This is a genomic window from Mesorhizobium sp. W016, from assembly GCF_054719485.1.
The window spans coordinates 3,788,228-3,810,244 of the sequence record NZ_JBTTIF010000002.1 but is presented as its reverse complement, the minus strand read 5'-3'; the positions used below and the strand labels follow the sequence as shown (position 1 = coordinate 3,810,244).

Below are 22,017 nucleotides of genomic sequence, written 5' to 3'. Positions count from 1 at the left end.
CCTTTCTAGAGGCCGGCCGCCGCGCGCAAGGACGAGGGCATGTCGCTCGACTACAGTTCCCTTCTGTTGGCTGTCGGGTTTTCCGCCGCTTGCCTCGGCCTGACGCTGTTCGGCATTTGGCTTACCGCGCGCTCGGAAAAATTCCTGCTGACCTGGGCGGTCAGCGTGCTTCTGATCGTCGCCGACGTCTTCGCCTACCAGGCCTATATCGACGCGCCCGGACGCCTGCTCGGCCTCGCCAGCTTCACGTTCCTGCTGCTCGGCTTCGCGACCATGCTGGGCGCGGCCCATCAGTTCACGACCGGCCGCTCGCCATTGCCGCGCATCGCTGTCGGCGCCGGCGTCTCGCTGGCAGTCGCCTTGCCGCCGATGGCGCTTGGCTATGACGGGCTGGGCTTCATGCTGGAGAATGCCTTCGCCGCGCTGCTTTTGTTTGCGACGGCCTATGAATACTGGAAGGGTCGTACGGAATTCCCGGCCCCGATCCTCGGCATTGCAGGGCTCTACACCGCCACCGCAATTTCCTTCGTGCTGTGCTCCGGTGCACTTGTCTGGGATGGCAGGCTGGTGCTTGGCCATGCGCCGAGCAACTGGGCCGAGGATTTCAGCCTCATCGTCGTCATCGCGTGCATGACCGGCATCGGCGCGCTGTCGCTGGCGCTCAACCAGGGACGCCTGGCGCAGCATCATCGCCGCGAAGCGCTGACCGATCCGCTGACCGGACTGCTCAACCGGCGCGCTTTGTTCGACCTGCACGGCAAAACACCGGTCCGGTCCTTCACCGCCGTGATCGTGTTCGATCTCGACGGCTTCAAGGCCATAAATGACGAGTTCGGCCATGCCACCGGCGACGAGGTCCTGAAACTGTTCGCCAAGGATTTGACCGCCAATCTCCAGCCGGGCGATGTCGCCGCGCGCATGGGCGGAGAGGAATTTGCATTGGTGCTCGATCGCACCTTGCCTGAAAAGGTGGAATTCATAGCCGAGCGGATCCGGGCCAGTTTTGCCATGCGCCGGATCGATACCGAGACCCGCCTGCTGTCCTGCACCGTCAGCGCCGGCTACGCCTTCGGCAGCGAGGGCGGCACCAAATTCGACAAGGTGCTCAGCGCCGCCGACAAGGCGCTTTACGGCGCCAAGCGCGGCGGCCGCAATCGTGTGCTCGCCTTCCGGCGCGCCGGGTAGGCTGGCTGATATTCAGCGGGCCTGAACCTCACCACACGTAAAACAACAACCCAAAGCGCGTCGCATGAGGCCGTTCAGGCGCGAGGCGTTTTTAGGCCGCTATGACGATCTCGTTGTAAGTGTCGAGGTCGACGTAGAAAACCTTGGTGATTTCGCCGATCAGCTCATCCTGCTGGTAGCCTTGCGAGCGCAGAATGTTGATGGCGGTAATGATGTCGACACGCTCTGTCAGCCGTCGTTTCTGGTGCTCCTCGACGAACCGTTCCATAGCCCTATTCTCCTGGCAAGATTATCTGAACGCATTGACCGACAATCAGAACTGCGAGGGAAGCTAGGGCGGCTTGCTTGCGTGGAACTTGCAGGCTGAGCCAGCATATTCCCTCGATCTGCTACAGAACCAGACTGATACGGAAGCGGCCGACTCACCGAGGCCTAGGAAAGACTAGCATGCAGTATTCGGCGTGCCAGAGTGTGGCGGCCTCGGACGAAAGTCCGACGCAACGGGTGCGGACCTTCGCGACTTCATCATCCTTGGGCGTAGCGACGCGAAGCGGAGCGAAGACCCAGGGATCCATGCCGGGATGAAGAAGCGTCATTAACGGTGCAGAATGTGGAATGCCAATGTGCCGCAGAAGCGATCTTGTTCTGCATCGCGGCACTCTTTGGCTGATGTCGCGGCATGGATTCTAGGGTCTGCGCGCGTCGCTCCGCTCCTTGGCTCCGCCCTAGAATGACGAAGTGATTGTGGGCATTTCAGCCAATCTTCGACGTGTACGATCCGTGCAGCCGTCGACCTGCGTTAAACCGTCAGAAACTTCCTGACGTCCGCCCGGTCGAGATCTTCGGCCGGGCCGGTGTGGACGATCTGGCCGCGGTCCATGATGTTGACCTCGTCGGCGAGCTCGCGGCAGAAATCGAGATATTGCTCGACCAGAAGCACCGCAATGCCGGCCTGATCGCGCAAATAGCGGATGGCGCGGCCGATGTCCTTGATGATCGAGGGCTGGATGCCTTCGGTCGGCTCGTCGAGCACCAGCAGTTTCGGCCGCATGACGAGCGCCCGGCCGATGGCGAGCTGCTGCTGCTGGCCGCCTGAGAGATCGCCGCCGCGCCGCCCCAGCATCTGCTTCAGCACCGGAAACAGTTCGAAGACATGCGCCGGCACGTTGCGGTCGGCGCGCTTCAACGGCGCAAAGCCGGACTCCAGGTTTTCGCGCACCGTCAGCAGCGGAAATATCTCCCTGCCCTGCGGTACGAATGCGATGCCCGACCGGGCGCGATCATACGCCGCGCTCCGGTCGAGCGCCTTCCCCTCGAAGGCAACGCTTCCGCTCGTCAGCCGGTGGTGGCCGACGATCGATCTCATCAAACTGGTCTTGCCGACGCCGTTGCGGCCGAGCACGCAGGTGATCTTGCCGGCACCCGCCGTCAGCGACACACCGCGCAACGCCTGAGCAGCGCCGTAATGGAGCGTGGCGTTGGAAACTTCGAGCATGTCAGCGCCTTCTCCAGAAGCGGAGGAACGAAAAGTCGAAGCGATGGAATTGCACCCGCCAGACCATGCTCATCTCCCGAGATAAACTTCGACGACCCGCTCGTCGGCCGAGACGAAATCGAGCGAGCCTTCCGACAGCACCGAGCCCTCATGCAGGCAGGTGACCTTGACGCCGAGTTCGCGCACGAAATGCATGTCGTGCTCGACGACGATGACCGAATGGTCGCGCGCTATGTCCTTGAGCAGCCGCGCGGTTTCCTCGGTCTCGGCATCGGTCATCCCTGCGACCGGCTCGTCAACCAAAAGCAGCTTCGGGTCCTGCGCCAGCAGCATGCCGATCTCCAGCCACTGTTTCTGGCCATGGCTGAGATTGGCTGCCAGATCGTGGCGCTTGTCGCCCAGCCGGATGATGCCGAGGATGTCGTCGATCTGTCTGGCTTCGGCGGCCGAGCGGCGATGGAACAGCGCCGGAAAGATCGAGCGCGGGCCCTTCAGCGCCAGCATCAGATTGTCTTCGACGCTGTGGCTTTCGAAGACGGTCGGCTTCTGGAATTTGCGGCCGATGCCCATCATGGCGATCTCCGCCTCGTCGTGCCGGGTCAGATCGACCTGGCCGTCGAAGAACACTTCGCCCTCGTCGGGCCGGGTCTTGCCGGTGACGATGTCCATCATCGTCGTCTTGCCGGCGCCGTTGGGACCGATGATGGCGCGCATCTCGCCCTTGTCGAGCACCAGCGACAGATTGTTGATGGCGCGGAAACCGTCGAAGGAGACCGAGACGCCGTCGAGATAGAGGATGGTGTTGGACTTCGACATCGCTCTATTCCGCCGGCTGCGGTTCAGGCCCGGACGCGGACCAGGCACCGGGCGTTGTTGCTGCGCTGCGCACGATCTTCAATGGCGGCGCGGCATCAGGGTCTGTGCCCGCTTCCTCTGCAATCGCTGCAGCCCGCATCGCCCGAGCGTTACCGCGCCAGGAATCCCACATGCCGACAATGCCCTTGGGCAGGAACAGGGTTACGGCGACGAACAGGCCGCCGAGCGCAAACAGCCAGAACTCCGGCAGCAGGCCGGTGAACCAGGATTTGCCGGCGTTGACCAGCAGCGCGCCGACGATCGGGCCGACAATGGTGCCGCGCCCACCGACGGCTGCCCAGATCACGACTTCGATGGAATTGGACGGCTCGAATTCGCCGGGATTGATGATACCGACCTGCGGCACATAGAGCGCGCCGGCGATGCCGGCCATGACAGCCGAGACGGTGAAGGCAAACAGCTTCACGTTCTCCGCCCGCCAGCCGAGGAAGCGGGTGCGGCTCTCGGCGTCGCGCACCGCCATCAGCAGCTTGCCGTATTTGGAGCCGACGATCGCCCAGGTGATGAAGACGGCGAGCGCGAGTATGATGGCGCTGGCGGCAAACAGGGCCGAGCGGGTGGCGTCGGCCTGCACGTTGAAGCCCAGAATATCCTTGAAATCGGTCAAGCCGTTGTTGCCGCCGAAACCCATGTCGTTGCGGAAGAAGGCGAGCAGCAGCGCGTAGGTCATCGCCTGGGTGATGATGGAGAGATAGACGCCGGTGACGCGGCTGCGGAAGGCGAACCAGCCGAAGACGAAGGCGAGCAGGCCGGGCACCGCCAGCACCATGATGGCGGCGAACCAGAAGTGGTCGAAACCGGTCCAGAACCAGGGCAATTCCTTGTAGTTCAGGAACACCATGAAATCGGGCAGGATCGGATTGCCGTAAACGCCGCGCGAGCCGATCTGGCGCATGAGGTACATGCCCATCGCATAGCCGCCGAGGGCGAAGAAGGCGCCATGGCCGAGCGAGAGGATGCCGCAATAGCCCCAGACGAGATCGAGCGCCAAGGCAAGCAATGCATAGCAGAGGTACTTGCCCGTCAACGCGACGATGTAGGACGGAATATAGAACGCGCTTTGCGGCGACACTGCGAGGTTGAGCAGCGGCACGATAATGGCGGCCGTCAGCAGGATGAAAATAGTGATGGCGATGCGACGGTCGGCACCCGCGGCGAAGAAGCGTCCCGTGATCATGTTTCCACCGCCCTGCCCTTGAGCGCGAACAGGCCGCGCGGGCGCTTCTGGATGAACAGGATGATCAGCACCAGCACGACGATCTTGCCGAGCACCGCGCCGGCATAGGGTTCGAGAACCTTGTTGACGATGCCGAGCGAGAAGGCGCCGACCAGCGTGCCCCAGAGATTGCCGACGCCGCCGAAGACCACGACCATGAAGCTGTCGATGATGTAGCCGCGGCCGAGATTGGGCGAGACATTGTCGATCTGGCTGAGCGCGACGCCGGCAATGCCGGCAATGCCGGAGCCGAGCGCAAAGGTCAGCGCATCGACCCAAGGCGTCCTGATGCCCATCGAGGCGGCCATGCGGCGGTTGGCGGTGACGGCGCGCATCTGAAGGCCCCAGGGCGTGCGCTTCATAACAAAGAGCAGCACGCCGAAGACGGTGAGCGCGAAGACCAGGATCCAGAGGCGGTTCCAGGTGACGGCGAGTTGGCCGACATCGAACGATCCCGACATCCAGGAGGGGTTGCCGACCTCCTGGTTGGTCGGTCCGAAGATCGAGCGCACCGCCTGCTGCAGGACAAGCGAGACGCCCCAGGTTGCGAGCAGCGTTTCCAGCGGCCGGCCGTAGAGGAAACGGATGACGCCGCGCTCGATGATCAGGCCGACGGAAGCGGCAACCAGGAAGGCGAGCGGCAGCGCGATCACCAGCGACCAGTCGAAGAGGCCGGGGAATGAGGTTCGGATCACCTGCTGGACGACGAAGGTGGTGTAGGCGCCGAGCATCACCATCTCGCCATGCGCCATGTTGATGACGCCCATGACGCCGAAGGTGATGGCGAGGCCGATGGCGGCCAGCAGCAGCACCGAGCCAAGCGAGATGCCGTACCATATGTTCTGGCCGGCATCCCACAGCGCCAGGCTCGAATTGATGCTGGCGATTGCCGCCGTCGCGGCATCCTTGACCGCGCCTTGCGCATTGGCCTCGACCGCGGTGAGCAGCGAGACCGCGTCGCGGTCGCCGCGCGCGCCGATCAGGGCAATGGCGGCAAGCTTGTCGGCCTCCGGCTTATCGGAGACCAGCACCGATGCCGCGCGCGCCTGTTCGAACAATGCCTTGACCTTGGCGTCGGTCTCGGCGGCGATGGCTGCATCGAGCGGCTCGATATTGGCGGCATCGGGGGTCTTGAACATGGTGTCGGCGGCGGCGATGCGGACAGAAGGATCTTTCGCGCGCAACGTCAGCGTTCCCAGCGCATCGCGGATGACGCGGCGCAGCGTGTTGTTGACCTTGATCTTCGTGATGTCGGCCTTGGCGGCGTCGCCGGCTTTCCCGCCACTCAGCGGGTCGAGCAGCGTGACGCTGTCGGCGGCCTCACTGCCGACGAAGACGGCTGAATCGGCTTTACGGATGTAAAGGTTGCCTTCGGCGAGCGCTGCAAGCGGGCGCTCGACCAGCGGATCGCCGGTGGCGGCAAGCTCGCGCACGACGGCCTCCGTGGCGGAAAAGCCGGTGCCCGTGGCGAATTTGGCGACGATGGCGCGCAGATCGGCTTCGGCTGCGTTCGACGGCAACAGGCTTGCCACCAGGAACACCAGCATGAGGCCGAGAGTGCGCAACAGGATCATCCGTTCAGATACTCTTCTGTGGGGAAATTCCGCGTCCGGGCGGGCTGAAGCGCCCGGACGCTTGGCGGTACCGATCGTGGACGCGTCCACGATCGGTCAGTCCCGGGAGGGATCAGTTCGTGCCCTTGCCGCCGCATTTGCCGGTGGCAACGTTGAAGTTGCCGCAGGACAGAGGCGCGCGCCAATCCGAAATCAGGTCCTTGGAATCGGGCAGATAGTCGGACCATTCGTCGCCCATCACGAGGCCGGGCGTCTGCGACACGGTCTCGAACTGGCCGTCGGCCTGGATCTCGCCGATCAGCACCGGCTTGGTGATGTGATGGTTCGGCATCATGGTCGAATAGCCGCCGGTGAGGTTCGGCACGGACACGCCGACCATGGCGTCGATGACCTTGTCGGGATCGGTGGTGCCAGCCTTTTCGACCGCCTTCACCCACATGTTGAAGCCGATATAGTGAGCTTCCATCGGGTCGTTGGTGGTGCGCTTGTCATTCTTGATGAACTTGTGCCAGTCGGCGATGAACTTCTTGTTTTCGGGTGTGTCGACGCTCTCGAAATAGTTCCAGGCAGCGAGATGGCCGACCAGCGGCGCGGTATCGAGACCGGCCAGTTCTTCCTCACCGACCGAAAAGGCCATGACCGGGATGTCCTCGGCCTTGATGCCCTGGTTGCCGAGTTCCTTGTAGAACGGAACGTTGGCGTCGCCATTGACGGTCGAGACGACGGCGGTCTTCTTGCCGGCCGAGCCGAATTTCTTGATTGCGGAGACTTCGGTCTGCCAGTCGGAGAAGCCGAACGGCGTGTAGTTGACCATGATGTCTTCGGCGGCGACGCCCTTGGCCTTCAGATAGGCCTCGAGGATTTTGTTGGTGGTTCGGGGATAGACGTAGTCGGTGCCTTCCAGCACCCAGCGCTTCACCGAGCCACCGTCCTCGCTCATGAGATAATCGACGGCAGGAATCGCCTGCTGGTTCGGGGCGGCGCCGGTGTAGAACACGTTGCGCTCGCTTTCCTCGCCCTCATACTGGACGGGGTAGAACAGGATGTTGTCGAGTTCCGAGAACACCGGCAACACCGATTTGCGCGACACCGAGGTCCAGCAGCCGAACACGGCGGCGACCTTGTCCTTCGAGATCAGCTCGCGCGCCTTTTCGGCAAAGAGCGGCCAGTTGGAGGCCGGATCGACAACGACCGCCTCGAGCTTCTTGCCGAGCAGACCGCCCTTGGCATTCTGCTCTTCGATGAGCATCAGCATGGCGTCTTTCAGCGTCGTCTCCGAAATCGCCATGGTCCCCGATAGCGAATGCAGAATGCCGACCTTGATCGTGTCTTCGGCGGCCTTGGCCGGAGACGACATCGACAGGCCGGCGGCGATCACGCCCGCCGAAAACATTTTTGTTATTGTGGAGAAATTACCCCTCATACCGAAGACTCCCAAGCTGTTTGATTGCACCGCGACAATGCAAAGCAACTGCCGTGCCAAACGCGAAGGCCCCGCTCACAAAGATGGAATAGCCGAGCGTTATCAGCCGGTTGGTATATTAGCCTGGAGAAACAAAAAGGCAGCCGGTAAAAATTGATTGAGGCAAATTTGCGCAGCGCACACCACTTTTGCCTAATTTTCGCCCAATTGAGACAAATGCCTAGTTTTTGATCTCCGGCCGTGGGTTCCGGGCGAACAATGTTGCGGCACCGCGCAAAAATAGGGCAAGCTCGCCCTTCAAAAGAGAGACGTCATGACATCTCGCATCTCACGCATTTCCTGCATCCTGCTGCTGATGGCAACGAGCGGCGCCGCGCGCGCCGATTTCAGCGAGGGCAAACTTCCTGACGGCACCTATCATTGCGAGGTCTATTTGCTCGGCGCCTTCCTCAACCTCGGCGACATCACTATCAAGGGCAATGTCTATACCGGCCCGGTGACGTTCGGAACGGCGCTGCAAGGCTACAACTATCAGATGAACGCCAATGGCGAGATCACCTGGCTCGGGCCGCTGGGCGGCTATACCACCGGTGGCAACTCCGTCTCCATGACACAGGCAACACTGGACGGCGAGACCGCCCCGTCATTCGACATCATTCTGAAGCAGCCCGACGGCGCCTTCACCGCCTCGACCTGCACCAAGGGCTGAGAGATGCGTAGTGCCGCGCCCAGTTGCGGCAAAACCTTCCTCTTATGTCATGTGAATGTTGCCTAAGCAGACTAGGGGCAACGGTGCGCCGTAACATCCACCCTGAGAGGCAGACACCATGGCCAATACACCGTCTTCATCCTCCCCCGTCATCCGCGAAATCATTGCCGAGCGCGTCTCGCGCCGGTCTCTTTTGAAAGGCAGCCTCGCCTCCGGCGCGCTGATTGCCGGCGGCAGCTTTGTCGGCTCCTTGTTTGCCGGCGAAACGCATGCCGCCGCAACGCAGTCGACGCTCGGCTTTCCCGAGCTGAAGCGGGTCTACGACAAGACCCATGCCGCCGCCGAAGGCTATGAGACGACCATCGTCGCGCGCTGGGGCGATCCGCTTGCAGCTGGCCTCGCCGAATTCGACGGCAACAAGGTCGCGGCGGAGGAATAGGAAAAGCGCTTCGGCTACAATTGCGACTACATCGCCTTCATGCCGCTGCCGAAGGGCACGGTGAATTCTGATCATGGCCTGCTCTGCGTCAACAACGAATACATCTCGCCCAATGTGATGTTTCCGGGGATGACCGAGGGCGATGCCGGCAAGACGATGACCAGGGAACAGGTCGATCTCGGCATGGCCGCGATGGGCCATTCGATCGTCGAGGTGCAATTGAAGGACGGCAAGTGGGAAACCGTAGCCGACAGTCCGCTGAACCGCCGCATCACCGCCAACACCGAAATGACCGTTTCCGGACCGGTTGCCGGCCATGCGCTGATGAAGACCTCGGCCGACGCGACTGGCACCAAAGTGCTCGGCACCAGCTACAACTGCAGCGGCGGTTTCACCCCCTGGGGTACGGTGCTGACCTGCGAGGAAGGCGTGTCCGACATTTTCGGCGGCGACCCGAAAAGGGCGCCGACCGCCGACCTGCTTGACCGTTACGGCTTCGACGGCTCCGATATCTATGGCCGCGGCCGCTTCCATGACCGCTTCAACCTCGACAAGGAACCGAACGAGGCCAACCGCTTCGACTGGGTGGTCGAGATCGACCCTTACGATCCTCAGTCCAGGCCGGTGAAGCGCACGGCACTTGGCCGCATGTCGCATGAGGCCTCGACCGTGGTCCTCAACAAGGACGGCCGCGTTGTCGTCTATATGGGTGATGACGACTATTTCGAATACATGTACCGCTTCGTCTCGGCCAAGGCCTATGATAGGGCCAATCCGGCCTCCGGCGCCGATCTGCTCGACGATGGCGTGCTGTCGGTCGCCCGCTTCGATGCCGATGGCTCGATGACGTGGCTGCCGCTGGTGCACGGCCAGGGCAAGCTTACCGCCGAGAACGGTTTTGCCGACCAGGCCGAGGTGCTGTTGAAGACGCGGTTTGCGGCAGATGCGCTCGGCGCCACGCCGATGGACCGGCCAGAGGACATCGAGACCAATCCGGTGACCGGCCGCGTCTATGCGGTGATGACCAAGAACAAGAAGCGCGACCAGTCGAAGGTCAATCCGGCCAACACGCGGCCGGAAAATCTCTGGGGCCATATTGTCGAACTGATCCCGCCTGGCGGCCGCGGCGCGGACGCCGACCACAGGGCCGAAAACTATGCCTGGGACCTGTTCGTGCTCTGCGGCAACCCGAAAGATGCCAAGGTCGGCGCCACTTTTCATCCGGATACGTCGGACAATGGCTGGTTCGTCTGCCCCGACAACATCACCTTCGACCCGGCGGGGCGGCTGTGGGTGGCGACGGACGGCGCCAATGATTTCGACCTGCCGGACGGCGTCTATGGCGTCGACACCGAAGGTGCGGCGCGCGGCCTGCCGAAGCTGCTGTTCACCTGCCCGCATGGCGCCGAAGCGACCGGCCCATGCTTCACGCCGGACGGCACGACTTTGTTCCTGTCGGTGCAGCACCCTGCGGAAGATGCAGAGACGCTCGACAAGGCGCAGACGCTGTGGCCCGACTTCAGGGATGGCCAGCTGCCGCGACCGTCCGTCGTCGCCATCCGCCGCAAGGACGGACAGCCGGTCGGCGCATAGTGAGTCCTAGGAAAAAAGGGCGGAACGCGCCATGCGCGTTCCGCGTAGCGATCCCGGAGGACGGCTCAGATCGTCTTGGCCGACATTGCGAAGCGATGTATTCGGCCTGGCGGATAGCCAGCGACACGATCGTCAGCGTCGGATTTTCAGCCGCACCGGTGGTGAACTGGCTGCCGTCCGACACGAACAGGTTTTTGATGTCGTGCGCTTGGCCGTGCTTGTTGACGACGCCGTCTTCCGCCTTTTCGCTCATCCGGTTTGTGCCGAGATTGTGGGTTGAGGGATAGGGCGGCGTCGGGAAGGAGCGCGTCGCGCCGACCGCATCGTAAAGCGCTGTGGCCTGCTTGTAGGCATGGTTGCGCATCGCCGTGTCGTTGGGATGATCATCGAAATGCACGTCCGCGATCGGCATACCGTGCGCGTCCTTCTCGTCCTTGTGCAGCGTGACGCGGTTTTCCGCGCGCGGCATGTCCTCGCCGACGATCCACAGGCCAGCCATGTGATCATAGTGGTCGAGCGCGGTGGTGAATGAACGGCCCCAGCTGCCGGGATTGAGGAAGGCGGCCATGAAGGGCAAGCCGAGCGACAGCGTCTCGAATTCATAGCCGCCGACAAAGCCGCGTGAGGGATCGTGCCGCGCCTCGTCGCGGATAATGCCGGCCATGGTGGTGCCGCGATACATATGCACCGGTTGGTCGAAAATGGCGTAGAACGAACCGGTGGTGTGGCGCATGTAGTTCTTGCCGACCTGCCCCGACGAATTGGCAAGCCCTTGCGGAAACTTCGCTGACTCGGAGTTTAGCAGCAGGCGCGGGCTTTCGATCGAGTTGCCGGCGACGGCGACAATGCGGGCCTTCTGTTCCTGCAGCTTGCCGTCCTTGTCGGCATAGACGACGCCGGTCACCTTGCCTGAGGCGTCGTGGTTGATCTTGATCGCCATGGCATTCGGCCGGACTTCGAGATGGCCGGTGGCCTCGCCCTTGGGGATCTCGGTATAGAGCGTCGACCATTTGGCGCCCCATTTGCAGCCCTGGAAGCAGAAGCCGGTCTGTTGGCAGGAGTTGCGGTCGTCCCGCTCGACCGAATTGATTGCCATGTTGCCGGTATGACATTCCTTATAGCCGAGCTTGTCGGCGCCGGCCTTGAGCACCTTGAAATTGTTGTTGCCGGGCAGGCGCGGCCAGCCATTGGTGCCGGTGACGCCCATCTTGGCTTCCGCCTTGGCGTAGTACGGCTCCATCTCGGCCAATGTGACCGGCCAGTCCAGCAGGTTGGCGCCTTCCAGCTTGCCGTAGGTCGAGAGCGTCCTGAACTCATGCTCCTGGAAGCGCAGCGAGGCGCCGGCCCAGTGCGTGGTCGAGCCGCCGACCGATTTGACGATCCAGGCCGGCAAACTGGGAAATCCTTCGACACCCGCCAGTCGCCTGAGGTTGTGCGCTTGTCCGTCCAGGCGAGCTGGCTGAAGGAACCCCACTCGTCGTTGATGAAATCCTCGTATTCGTGGCGCGCGCCGGCCTCGAGGATGACGACATCGACGCCTTTCTGGGCGAGTTCGTTGCCGAGCGTGCCGCCGCCGGCGCCGGAGCCGATGATCACGACCACGCCGTCGTTGTTGAGATCAAATGAAGCTGCCATGGTTTCCTCCCATGAATTCCTGTTTGCGGGGTTTCAGAACGACGGAAGGGCTCAGAGCCACTCTATGTCGTCGAAACCGCGCGCGATGTAGCCGCCCTTGGAGTAGGATTCGCCCTCGTAGCCGAAAATCGGCCACACCTCCTGCTGGTTGTAGAGGCTGACGACGAGGCCGCCGCGGATGGACTGGAAGAACGGCGTCGCCTCGATCTGCTGCAGCACGGCAACGCGCTGCTCCTCCCAGCCGAGGCCGCGATAGCCGCCCTCGCCCGACTTCTTGTCGAGGTTGGCGATGCCGTCTTCGATCATCGTCTTGTAGGCAGCGTCCTTGCCGGCCTGCTCATCATGCCCTTTTACGGCGATGGCGTAGTATTTGTCGGGCACCTGATCGTGCGGATAGATGTCGCGCGCCATCTGGATCAGCGTTGCCATGGTTTCGGGCTTGAGCGCCGATGTCTCGAGCCCCCAGGCATTTTCAGGGCTGATGACGGCGCTGCCGGAAATGACGAGCAACGCGCCGATGCCGCCGCGTTTGAGAAGTTCACGACGTGAGAGCCTCGCGTCATAGATCGTGACCATTTGTTCCTCCCTGCTTGCTGTTTGCGCCCTTGAACAGCGCCGCGCGGCTGAATGCGGCTGATAATCCCCTACTGGAAGCGCCCTCCACGCTGCAGAACCTCGATCTTGTAGCCGTCGGGGTCCTCGATGAAGAAAAAGCGGGCGATCAGCGATCCGTCGCGGTTGAATTCGACGATCTTCTTGGGGTTGAGGCCGAGCGCGCCGATCCGGTCGTGTTCGCTGTCGAGATCGGACACCGAGACCGCCAGATGGCCGTAACCGTCGCCAAGCCCATAAGGCTCGGTGCGGCCCTTGTTCACGGTGAGTTCGAGCTCGAACCCCGTTTCGGCGTTGGCAAGGTAAATCAGCGTGAATGTCTCGAAATCCAGCCTGTCGGCGACATCGAGCCCGAAAGCGTTTCTGTAGAAATCGACGGATCTGGCCTCTTGGAGAACCCGGATCATGGAATGGATTGCCTTCGCCAAATCAGTCTCCGCCGCTGCATGTTGGAGGCGATTATGGGCGGCACGCGCGAAAGGTGGTGGCAGCCGGTTACCACGGCTAAATTTGCAATCGCTGCTATGCCTGCGCCTAAAGACGAAAGTCCGATTGCCGATTCGGCCCACAAGGCCGAACATGCAGGGACAACCACAACTTGAAGGCGCGACACGCTGCGCCCAAAACCAACAATATCGGGAGGTAAGGATGTGCAGGGTTTTTGCCGGGCAGGATCCGGAAGGCTATCGACAGATCAACCGGTCGATCCGCATCGATGGTCACTCTACGAGTATCCAGCTTGAAGGAACGTTCTGGGCGCTGATTGACGAAATTGCCGACAGCCAGGGCCTGACGACGCCGAAGTTCATCTCAAAACTCTATGACGAGGCGATCGAGATCAACGGCGCCATTCCCAACTTCGCGTCGATGCTGCGTACCACCTGCGCGCTCTATCTGCGCGGTCACCGGCCAGACATGGATGAGCTGACGCCGAAGCGCGAAGCGGCCTGAGGAAGCTAGCCTTCCGCCGCAACGTCGAGCCCGAGCCGCGCCATATCGGTGAACAGCGCCTGACGTTCGGAATAGGCAGTCTGTTCGCCGGTCACGATGTTGTCGACGACGGTCAGCAGCGACAGCGCGCGGGCGCCGAAATGCGCCGCGATTCGGTAGAGTGCGCTGGTTTCCATATCGACAGCGAGAGCGCCAAGCGCCTGCGCTTCGGCAAAGCGGTCGCGCCCTTCAGGGTGGTAGAAGACATCGCTGCAGATGGTCAGCCCGGCCTGGTGGTCGATGCCGAGCTGGGCGGCGCAGGCCAAAGCGTGGGCGAACAGGCCGGGATCGGGCCCGGCAGCATCGTAGAGGCCGAAGACCTGGCCGCTTTGGTCGCTTTCGGCGCGCACCGACTGCGAGATCACCAAGGAGCGCAGCGGCACGCGGGGTGTCAGGCCGCCGCAGGTACCTGTGCGGATCAGCGTTTTGACGCCGTGAACATCCAGGAGTTCATGCACATAGACCAGGAAGGACGGGCCACCGATGCCGGTGGCCTGGATGCTGATGGGACGGCCGCGATAGAGACCAGTGAAGCCGAGTGCGCCCCGGCGGCGGTTGACGCAGCGCGGTGCCTCAAGAAATGTCTTTGCCATCCACTCGGCGCGTTGCGGATCGCCCGGTAACAGCACCGTTGCGGCATAGTCGCCCCTGGCAGCCTCGTTGTGCGGCGTCACGACATGCTCCCCAATACCCGCCGCCCGTTTCGCCTGCAATCATGGCAGCGTCACGTCATTGCGCAAGCTTTGAATTAGGGCGCCCTAAGACTCCAACACATCCTTGACCACGGTGGCCAGCTGCTTGAGCGAGAACGGCTTCGGCAGGAAGCCGAATTGCGCGTCCGGCGGCAGGTTTCTGGCGAAAGCGTCTTCCGCATAGCCGGACACGAAGACGAACTTGATGTCGGGCTGGCGCTTGCGCAGTTCGCCGAGCAGCGTCGGTCCGTCCATTTCCGGCATCACCACGTCGGACACGACGATATCGACTTTGCCGCCGAGCGCCTCGAAGACTTCCAGCGCCTCGACGCCCGAGGAGGCCTCATGGACGGTATAGCCGCGCGAGGTCAGCGCCCGCGAGCCGCCCATGCGCACGGCGTCTTCGTCCTCGACGAGGAGCACAGTGGCCGAGCCCGACAGGTCCTTGGCGCTGTCGGCGGCTTTCACCGGCGCAGCCGGCGCCTCGCTGACGTAGCCGGGCTTCTTCGCCTCCACGATATGGCGCGGCAGGAAGATGCGGAAGGTCGAACCCTTGCCGACTTCGGAATCGCAGAAGATGAAACCGCCGGTCTGCTTGATGATGCCATAGACCATCGACAGGCCAAGGCCGGTGCCTTTGCCGACTTCCTTGGTGGTGAAGAACGGCTCAAAGATCTTCTTCAGCACGTCCGGGGCAATGCCCGAGCCGCTATCCTCGACCTCGACCACGACATAGTCGGCAGGCGTGAGCTCGCGGTAGGAGAAGCTCTTGCATTGTTCGGCGGTGACGTTGCGGGTGCGCACGGTGAGGTCGCCGCCGGCCGGCATCGCGTCGCGCGCGTTGACGGCCAGGTTGACCACCACCTGCTCGAACTGGCCGATATCGACCTTGACCGGCCACAAATCGCGGCCGTGGTCGACCTTCAGCTTGATCTCGTTGCCAACGAGGCGGGCAAGCAGCATCCGGAGATCGGCAAGCACGTCGGTCAGGTTCAGCACTTCCGGCCGCAATGTCTGCTTGCGCGAGAAGGCGAGCAACTGCCGCACCAGCGAGGCCGCCCGGTTGGCATTCTGCTTGATGTTCATGATGTCGGGGAAGGATGGGTCCGACGGCCGGTGATTGGTCAGCAAAAGATCCGACGCCATGATGATGGCGGTCAGCACATTGTTGAAGTCGTGGGCGATGCCGCCGGCGAGCTGTCCGACCGCCTGCATCTTCTGGCTCTGCGCCATCTGGCCCTCGAGCGCCTTCTGCTCGGTGGTCTCGACGGCATAGACGATGGCCGATTCCTCGGCGCCCTCGCCGGTGCCGTCGGCGACGGCGTTGACGTAGAAGCGGATGTGACGCTCCTCATTGCCGGGCAGCAGCGTGTCGATCGGCTCGATGTCGGCCTGCCTCAGCCGCGCCTTTTCGAACGCGGCGGCAAAGGCCGGCCGGTCGCGCTCGTGGATCACGGTGTCCAGCCGCACGCGGCGGTCGACCGCGTCGCCGTCGACGACGGAGGAAAACAGCGACAGGAACGGCGCATTGGTGCGCAGGATGCGGCCGCCATTGTCGACGGCGGCAATGGCCATCGGCGTCGAATTGAAGAAGCGAGTGAAGCGTACCTCCGAAGCCCGAAGATCGGCCGATGCGTCCTCGCCCTGGGTGCGGTTGAGCACGATGGTGCGGGTGGGACCGTTGGTCCCCTCGCGGCTGGCCGAGACCCGATGCATGAAGCGCACCGGCAGCGCCTCGCCGGTTGTCGTCGTCAGATCGAGATCGATGACGGCGTTGCGGGTGGTGCCGGGATCGGCCTTGACCGAGCGCACCAGCGCCATGCCGTCGCCGGCGACGATTTCCGGGAGTGTCACGGCGCCAGGGGTGAAGCTCGCCAGATCGATGCCCAGCCATTCGGCGAGCGTGGCGTTGATGTAGGTGACACGGCCTTCCTGGTCGGCTGAGAAGAAACCGGCCGGCGCATGGTCGAGATGGTCGATGGCCTTCTGCAAGTCGAGGAAGAAACGCTCCTGCTCGGCCCGTTCCTGCGAGATATCGGCAAGCTGCCAGGCAAGCATCGGCAGGCGCTGACCGGGAACGCTGAAGGTCCGGGCCCGCGCCCGGTACCAGCGCGCGCCGGGCTCGGCGCCTGGCCGGATCGACTGTGCTAGCCGGAACTCACCGTCGCCGGCCTGGCCATCGCGCAAGCCCGAGGCCAGCCGGTATATGGTTACCGAAGCTTCGGGGACATCGGAAAGCAGGCCTTCGACCGTCTTCAGATCGGCGGCCGACGCGGCACCGGTCATCTCGGCGTAGGCCCGGTTGGCGTAGACGACGCGGCCCTTGGTGTCGGTGACGATCAGGCCCTGCGACATCGAATCGACGAAGGCCTTCGACAGTTCGTCCCCGGTCGAACGCGGCGCGATCTGCACGAAGCCGATGGCCGTGGCGAACAGGAAGCCGACGCCGATCATGGCAAGCACGCCCAGCATGCCGAGCAGGAACGGATCGCCAAGACGCTCGCGGAAAATGCCGAAAACGATCGCGGCCCCAGTCAGGACGATGATGAACACGATGAGCCGGGTAACCGCGCCTGGCCGCGTGTTCTGATCGACGATCGGTACCGGATAGAAATCGCCGCGCGTTTCCCTGGCCATATGCCCCCTGCTCGTGAGTTGTCCGACACCGCCCCCGGCCGGTTGAATCACATTCTCCTAATCCGGAAAAGGCCTTGGCGGCAAATGTCGGATAAAAATGACGCGTCGGTGTTTTCAAGCTGTTCACGAAGCGTGAAGGCAACTTGCGGTGGCTGGCCGCAACGGTCTAGTGTCCCTCCACTTCAAAAGCCGATTGGGGGCACCGATGCAGTGGCTGGATAATGTGGCGGGTCCCGGATATGCCGCAGCGCTGCTGTGGACGTTTGCTGCCCTTGTCCTGCTGGTCATCGTGCTCATCATCATCAGGCTGATCCGCAACCTGACCTTCGGCACCTTCGTTGCCGGCGGCAGGAACCGCAAGACACGGCTGGCGGTCATGGACGCCACGGCAGTCGACAGCCACCGCCGGCTGGTGCTCATTCGTCGCGACGACATCGAACACCTGCTTTTGATCGGCGGCCCAACCGACGTTGTCGTCGAGCGCGATATCAGGCTTGCAGCGCCACGCCGTCCGGCATTGACCGGCGATGGCGGTGTTGGCCAGCAGCAACAGGCGCCGCGTCCGCGCGCAGCACAACCCGCTCCGGCCACGCCCGCAAGGCAGGCGCCGCCGCCGCAACCGGTAAGGGCTGCTCCGGCCGCCGTTCCGCCGCGCCAGGCCGCGCCGGCGCCGAAACCGGCTCAAATCTACCAGGCGAGCAATGTGACACCGCTGCCGGCCTATGGCTCCGCCGCCAATACTGCCCGGCAGGCCCCGCCACCGAAGCATGAGTCCATCGACGATACCCTGATGCGGGAGCTCGAGGTCTCGCTCGACGATTCGCACCCCAAACCGGCAAGCAAGCCGGCTGCGAAGGCACCGCAGTCTCTCGACGACGAGATGACCAAGCTGCTCGGCGAACTCGCCAGCCAGAAACGATAAAGCCCGGCGAACCGTCACATCTTGCCGATTCCCGATCGAACGCCGCTTAAGCGTGTCGTCCGTTTCAGCGCGACGCGCTTTAACTTGGGGGCGGACTAAACCCTTCGGCCAAAAACAGAAATGGCCGGGAAACCCGGCCATTTCTGATGAAACAGTCCTGCCTGACGGCAGCGGCTCAATCGTCGCGATAGACCTTCTCGCGGCGTTCGTGGCGCTCCTGCGCTTCGATCGACAAGGTCGCGATCGGACGCGCATCCAGCCGCTTCAGCGCGATCGGCTCGCCGGTTTCCTCGCAATAGCCGTATGTGCCTTCATCGATGCGCTGCAGCGCCGAATCGATCTTTGAAATGAGCTTGCGCTGGCGGTCGCGGGCCCGAAGCTCGATGGCGCGGTCGGTTTCCGAGGAAGCGCGATCGGCGAGATCGGGATGGTTGGCGTTTTCCTGCTGCAGGATTTCGAGGGTTTCGCGCGCTTCGCGCAGTATGTCGGTCTTCCAGGTGACGAGCTTCAGGCGAAAGTAGGATTTCTGCCGTTCGTTCATGAACGGCTCGTCTTCAGAGGGTACGTAATTGGCTGTAACGATATCGTTCATTCGACTCACCCAACAACCCCAAATTTGGCGCCTATATATTCGCGCAGAGAAGGCTGCACAAGCGTAATCCGCGCGCGTTTCACGCAATTGTTAATGCCGCGCGGGCGATCCTCAGCAAAGCCTTCCATAGCAAGGGCGCGGGCGAATTCGCACATGATTCGCTGCGCTTGGGCGTCGCCGCCCATTGTGCCTCAGGCCTTTCTCGTGGCTAATCCAGTTGTGTCATTGGTGGGCAGCACACCATTGGGGGTCCGGTGAGCAGACTGTATCTGTTGAGGCATGCGAAGGCTGGCTGGGCCCTTCCCGGCGTGCGCGACTTCGATCGCCCGCTCGACGCATCCGGCATTGCCGATGCCGAAATGATGGGGACTGCGATGCGTGCCCGCAACTACATCCCCGATATCACGCTCTGCTCCAACGCCAAGCGGGCGCGCCAGACGCTGGAAGGCATCGCCGGCCACACCGATACCGGCCGGGTGCTGTTCTTCGACACGCTCTACAGCGAGGATGCCGCCGGCTACCTCGCCATCATCCGCAGCAATGGCGGCCCCGGCTCGCTGCTGGTCATCGGCCACAATCCGATGACGGAAGACCTTGCCATGGCGGTCTCGGGCGACGGCGACGAGGCTGCTCGGGCCATCATGAACCATGGTTTCCCGACCTCCGGCCTTGCGGTCGTGCGCTTCGACGGCACCCTCACCGAGACTGCGCAAGGCGCGGGCTACCTCGAAGCCTTCCTGACGCCCGTCGATCTCTGAGCCGAGCCGGCCGAGGCCGGGCGCCATTTCAAACTTGAACCGCAAAGCCTATATCGGGCGCAAGAGCACGCCTGAGAGAACAGATTTTGGCATCATCGCTGACCACTTTCACCGACGAAGCGAGAATTGCCCTGGATACGCTGTCGGGGCGTGCGAGCGGGCTTTTTTCGCCGTCGCTTCGGCTGGGCGTCACCGGACTGTCCCGGGCCGGCAAGACGGTGTTCATCTCGGCTCTCGTCCACAATCTCATCCATGGCGGGCGCCTGCCGCTGTTCGAGGCGCAGAAGTCGGGACGGATCGCTCGCGCCTTCCTCGAGGAACAGCCGGACGATGCCGTGCCGCGTTTTCAGTACGAGGACCATATCTCCGCCCTGGTCAACGACCGTGTCTGGCCGGACTCGACGCGCGCCATTTCGGAACTCAGGCTCACCATCGAATATGAGTCTGCCTCCGGTTGGAACCGGATGTTTTCCAGCGGCCGATTGTCGGTCGACATCGTCGACTACCCCGGCGAATGGCTGCTCGACCTGCCGCTGCTCGGCAAATCCTTCGCCGATTTTTCGCATGAAGCTTTTGAGATGGCTATGCTGCCGGTGCGGGCCGACCTGTCGCAGGACTGGCGGGCGCTGTCGGCGAGGATCGACCCCAATGCCGACGCCGACGAGATGACGGCGCGGCGCCTCGCCGAGAGTTTTGCCGCCTACCTCAAGGCCTGCAAGTTCGACGAGCGGGCGCTTTCGACCTTGCCGCCCGGCCGTTTCCTGATGCCTGGCGACCTCGAGGGATCGCCGGCGCTGACCTTCGCGCCCTTGCTGCTCAAGGGTGAGAAACGGCCGCGCTCCGGCTCGCTGCAAGCGATGATGGAGCGCCGCTACGAGGCCTACAAGACGCATGTGGTGAAACCGTTCTTCCGCGAACACATCACCCGCCTCGACCGCCAGATCGTGGTGATCGACGCCATGCAGGCGCTGAACGCCGGCCCCGGCGCGATGGCCGACCTGGAACGCGCGGTGACCGAAATCCTCTCCTGTTTCCGTCCTGGCCGAGGCAATTTCCTCACCGACCTGTTTTCACGCCGCATCGACCGCATCCTGGTTGCCGCGACCAAGGCCGACCATTTGCATCACGAAAGCCATGACCGGCTGCAGGCAATCGTGCGGCGGCTTGCCGACCGCGCCGTGGCGCGGGCAAATTTCACCGGCGCCGATGTCGACGTGGTCGCCATGGCGGCGGTGCGCGCGACGCGCGAAGGCACGGTCAAGCAAGGCCGCGAAACCCTGCCGGTGATCATCGGCACGCCGCTGAAGGGCGAGAAGATCAACGGCGAAACCTTTGATGGCAAAGCCGAAACCGCCATATTTCCCGGGGACTTGCCGGAGAAAATTGACGCGGTTTTCGACGTTTCCGAAGCCGACCACCGGCAGAGCAGCGACGATCCGGCGATCCGTTTCGTGCGCTTTCGCCCGCCAAAGCTCGAACGCACCGCTGAAGGCGTCACGCTGTCGCTGCCGCATATCAGGCTCGACCGCGCCTTGCAGTTCCTGATCGGAGACCATCTGGCATGACCGCGCCCCGCAGACCGGCAGCTTTCCGCATCGAGCCGGAGGCCGAACCGAAGCAGGAAACGCGCCGCCCCCATGCCGAGCCGCCGGCACGCAAGTCGCGCGCCGTCGTCGTGCCGGCCGAGATCGATGTCTTCGAGGAACCCGACATTGTCGCCGCCGAACCGCCGCCGGCGACCGCGCCACGCAGGCGCTCGCTGTTTGCCAGCCTGTTTTTCGGCGCGGTCGGCGTGCTGGTTTCGCTCGCCGTCGGCCTGTGGACCGACCAACTCATCCGCGACCTGTTCGAGCGCGCAGAGTGGCTGGGGTGGCTGGCAGCGGGAATGGCCGCAATTGCCGTGTTGGCCCTCGCGGTCGTGCTGGTGCGCGAATTCTTGGCTATCGCCCGGCTGGCCGAGGTCGAAAAACTGCAAAAGCGGGCGCTCGATGCCATGGCGCGCGACGATCCGAAGGCTGCAAGGGCCGTCGTCGAAGAGCTTTCGGCCTTTGTCGCTGCGAAACCCGAAACCGCGGCCGGCAGGCGCTCCCTGGCCGAATTGCGCGGCGAGATCATCGATGGCGGCAATCTGGTGCGACTGGCCGAGACCGAGATTCTCGGGCCGCTCGATGCGAGAGCCAAGGTGATGATCCTCGAAGCAGCCAAACGCGTGTCGCTGGTCACCGCCGTCAGCCCCCGCGCACTCGTAGACGTTGCCTATGTCGTGTTCGAGGCCGGGCGCCTGATCCGCCGCTTGTCCGAACTCTACGGCGGCAGGCCGGGCACGCTGGGCTTTTTCCGGCTGGCGCGCAGCGTTCTTGCCCATCTGGCGGTGACCGGCTCGATCGCCGTCGGCGACAGCTTTGTCCAGCAGATCATCGGCCATGGCCTTGCCGCACGGCTTTCGGCGAAACTCGGCGAAGGCGTGGTCAACGGCATGATGACGGCGCGTATCGGCATTGCTGCCATGGAGACGGCGCGGCCCCTGCCCTTCATTGCCGGCAGGCGGCCGGGTATGGGCGATTTCCTGTCGGCGCTGACCTCGTTTGCGGCCAGAAAAGAGAATGAAGCACCCGCCTCGACCAAGTGAACGCCCCCTCGCGGTCACCAAGCATTAACCAATCTTGTTC

General features: G+C 63.1%; 20 protein-coding genes and 2 pseudogenes. 9 read left to right on the top strand and 13 right to left on the bottom strand.

What is annotated here, in order from left to right; all coding sequences use genetic code 11:
- Positions 1-39 precede the first annotated feature (39 nt).
- On the top strand, positions 40-1,185 hold the full coding sequence (locus tag ACYG9V_RS18890) for a GGDEF domain-containing protein (RefSeq protein WP_023670937.1): 1,146 nt from the start codon (positions 40-42) through the stop codon (positions 1,183-1,185).
- Between the two features lie 91 nt (positions 1,186-1,276).
- On the opposite strand, the gene ACYG9V_RS18885 is transcribed toward ACYG9V_RS18890, so the two are convergent.
- From ACYG9V_RS18885 to urtA, 6 genes are all read right to left on the bottom strand, one after another.
- Positions 1,277-1,453: a hypothetical protein gene (locus ACYG9V_RS18885; protein WP_352764579.1), complete on the bottom strand. Its 177-nt coding sequence runs from the start codon at positions 1,451-1,453 to the stop codon at positions 1,277-1,279.
- A 531-nt stretch (positions 1,454-1,984) separates the two neighbouring features.
- On the bottom strand, positions 1,985-2,680 hold the full coding sequence (gene urtE / locus ACYG9V_RS18880; RefSeq protein ID WP_023688639.1) for an urea ABC transporter ATP-binding subunit UrtE: 696 nt from the start codon (positions 2,678-2,680) through the stop codon (positions 1,985-1,987).
- A 69-nt stretch (positions 2,681-2,749) separates the two neighbouring features.
- Entirely contained in the window at positions 2,750-3,496 is a 747-nt protein-coding gene (urtD, locus tag ACYG9V_RS18875; protein ID WP_023696501.1) for an urea ABC transporter ATP-binding protein UrtD, read from the bottom strand.
- A gap of 4 nt (positions 3,497-3,500) precedes the next feature.
- Complete coding sequence (gene urtC / locus ACYG9V_RS18870; RefSeq protein WP_023688641.1) at positions 3,501-4,733, bottom strand: urea ABC transporter permease subunit UrtC; 1,233 nt, start codon at positions 4,731-4,733, stop codon at positions 3,501-3,503.
- A complete protein-coding gene (urtB, locus tag ACYG9V_RS18865) occupies positions 4,730-6,346 on the bottom strand; it encodes an urea ABC transporter permease subunit UrtB (RefSeq protein ID WP_352764577.1) in 1,617 nt (538 codons plus the stop codon). The genes urtC and urtB overlap by 4 nt, the downstream gene beginning before the upstream one ends.
- A 112-nt stretch (positions 6,347-6,458) precedes the next feature.
- The gene (urtA, locus tag ACYG9V_RS18860) at positions 6,459-7,769 is read right to left on the bottom strand and encodes an urea ABC transporter substrate-binding protein (RefSeq protein WP_023684621.1); all 1,311 of its coding nucleotides are present in this window, start codon (positions 7,767-7,769) and stop codon (positions 6,459-6,461) included.
- A gap of 313 nt (positions 7,770-8,082) precedes the next feature.
- Here urtA and ACYG9V_RS18855 point away from each other — a divergent pair, with 313 nt between their 5' ends.
- From ACYG9V_RS18855 to ACYG9V_RS18845, 3 genes and pseudogenes are all read left to right on the top strand, one after another.
- Complete coding sequence (locus tag ACYG9V_RS18855; protein ID WP_023684620.1) at positions 8,083-8,478, top strand: hypothetical protein; 396 nt, start codon at positions 8,083-8,085, stop codon at positions 8,476-8,478.
- Between the two features lie 118 nt (positions 8,479-8,596).
- Complete coding sequence (locus ACYG9V_RS18850) at positions 8,597-8,917, top strand: hypothetical protein (protein WP_352764575.1); 321 nt, start codon at positions 8,597-8,599, stop codon at positions 8,915-8,917.
- A gap of 12 nt (positions 8,918-8,929) precedes the next feature.
- Positions 8,930-10,510 (top strand): annotated as a pseudogene (locus ACYG9V_RS18845) (PhoX family protein); the annotation flags it as partial.
- 85 nt (positions 10,511-10,595) lie between these two features.
- Here the strand turns inward: ACYG9V_RS18845 and ACYG9V_RS18840 are convergent.
- From ACYG9V_RS18840 to ACYG9V_RS18830, 3 genes and pseudogenes are all read right to left on the bottom strand, one after another.
- A pseudogene (locus ACYG9V_RS18840) lies at positions 10,596-12,145 on the bottom strand (GMC family oxidoreductase); the annotation flags it as partial.
- Positions 12,146-12,196: 51 nt separating this feature from the next.
- On the bottom strand, positions 12,197-12,721 hold the full coding sequence (locus ACYG9V_RS18835) for a twin-arginine translocation pathway signal (protein ID WP_023684617.1): 525 nt from the start codon (positions 12,719-12,721) through the stop codon (positions 12,197-12,199).
- Between the two features lie 68 nt (positions 12,722-12,789).
- Positions 12,790-13,185, bottom strand: coding sequence for a VOC family protein (locus ACYG9V_RS18830; protein ID WP_023684616.1), 396 nt, complete (start codon positions 13,183-13,185; stop codon positions 12,790-12,792).
- A gap of 220 nt (positions 13,186-13,405) precedes the next feature.
- Between ACYG9V_RS18830 and ACYG9V_RS18825 the strand changes: the two genes are divergently transcribed.
- Positions 13,406-13,708 (top strand): ribbon-helix-helix domain-containing protein, encoded by a 303-nt coding sequence (locus tag ACYG9V_RS18825; RefSeq protein WP_023739991.1) that lies wholly within the window; start codon positions 13,406-13,408, stop codon positions 13,706-13,708.
- Between the two features lie 5 nt (positions 13,709-13,713).
- On the opposite strand, the gene ACYG9V_RS18820 is transcribed toward ACYG9V_RS18825, so the two are convergent.
- Together ACYG9V_RS18820 and cckA are read right to left on the bottom strand one after the other, a co-directional pair.
- Complete coding sequence (locus tag ACYG9V_RS18820; protein WP_023739992.1) at positions 13,714-14,421, bottom strand: purine-nucleoside phosphorylase; 708 nt, start codon at positions 14,419-14,421, stop codon at positions 13,714-13,716.
- 84 nt (positions 14,422-14,505) lie between these two features.
- The gene (cckA, locus tag ACYG9V_RS18815; RefSeq protein ID WP_023739993.1) at positions 14,506-17,076 is read right to left on the bottom strand and encodes a cell cycle histidine kinase CckA; all 2,571 of its coding nucleotides are present in this window, start codon (positions 17,074-17,076) and stop codon (positions 14,506-14,508) included.
- Positions 17,077-17,281: 205 nt separating this feature from the next.
- Between cckA and ACYG9V_RS18810 the strand changes: the two genes are divergently transcribed.
- Positions 17,282-17,998, top strand: coding sequence for a flagellar biosynthetic protein FliO (locus tag ACYG9V_RS18810; protein ID WP_023706175.1), 717 nt, complete (start codon positions 17,282-17,284; stop codon positions 17,996-17,998).
- Positions 17,999-18,173: 175 nt separating this feature from the next.
- Here ACYG9V_RS18810 and dksA read toward each other — a convergent pair whose 3' ends face one another.
- Together dksA and ACYG9V_RS18800 are read right to left on the bottom strand one after the other, a co-directional pair.
- Positions 18,174-18,590, bottom strand: coding sequence for an RNA polymerase-binding protein DksA (gene dksA, locus ACYG9V_RS18805; protein WP_023673491.1), 417 nt, complete (start codon positions 18,588-18,590; stop codon positions 18,174-18,176).
- A gap of 5 nt (positions 18,591-18,595) precedes the next feature.
- The gene (locus tag ACYG9V_RS18800; protein ID WP_023696495.1) at positions 18,596-18,775 is read right to left on the bottom strand and encodes a hypothetical protein; all 180 of its coding nucleotides are present in this window, start codon (positions 18,773-18,775) and stop codon (positions 18,596-18,598) included.
- A 69-nt stretch (positions 18,776-18,844) separates the two neighbouring features.
- On the opposite strand from ACYG9V_RS18800, the gene ACYG9V_RS18795 reads away from it, so the two are divergent.
- From ACYG9V_RS18795 to ACYG9V_RS18785, 3 genes are all read left to right on the top strand, one after another.
- Entirely contained in the window at positions 18,845-19,348 is a 504-nt protein-coding gene (locus ACYG9V_RS18795; RefSeq protein WP_352764572.1) for a SixA phosphatase family protein, read from the top strand.
- A gap of 86 nt (positions 19,349-19,434) precedes the next feature.
- Entirely contained in the window at positions 19,435-20,913 is a 1,479-nt protein-coding gene (locus ACYG9V_RS18790) for a YcjX family GTP-binding protein (protein ID WP_023707484.1), read from the top strand.
- A complete protein-coding gene (locus tag ACYG9V_RS18785; RefSeq protein WP_023806025.1) occupies positions 20,910-21,977 on the top strand; it encodes a YcjF family protein in 1,068 nt (355 codons plus the stop codon). The genes ACYG9V_RS18790 and ACYG9V_RS18785 overlap by 4 nt, the downstream gene beginning before the upstream one ends.
- The last annotated feature ends 40 nt before the right edge of the window (positions 21,978-22,017 follow it).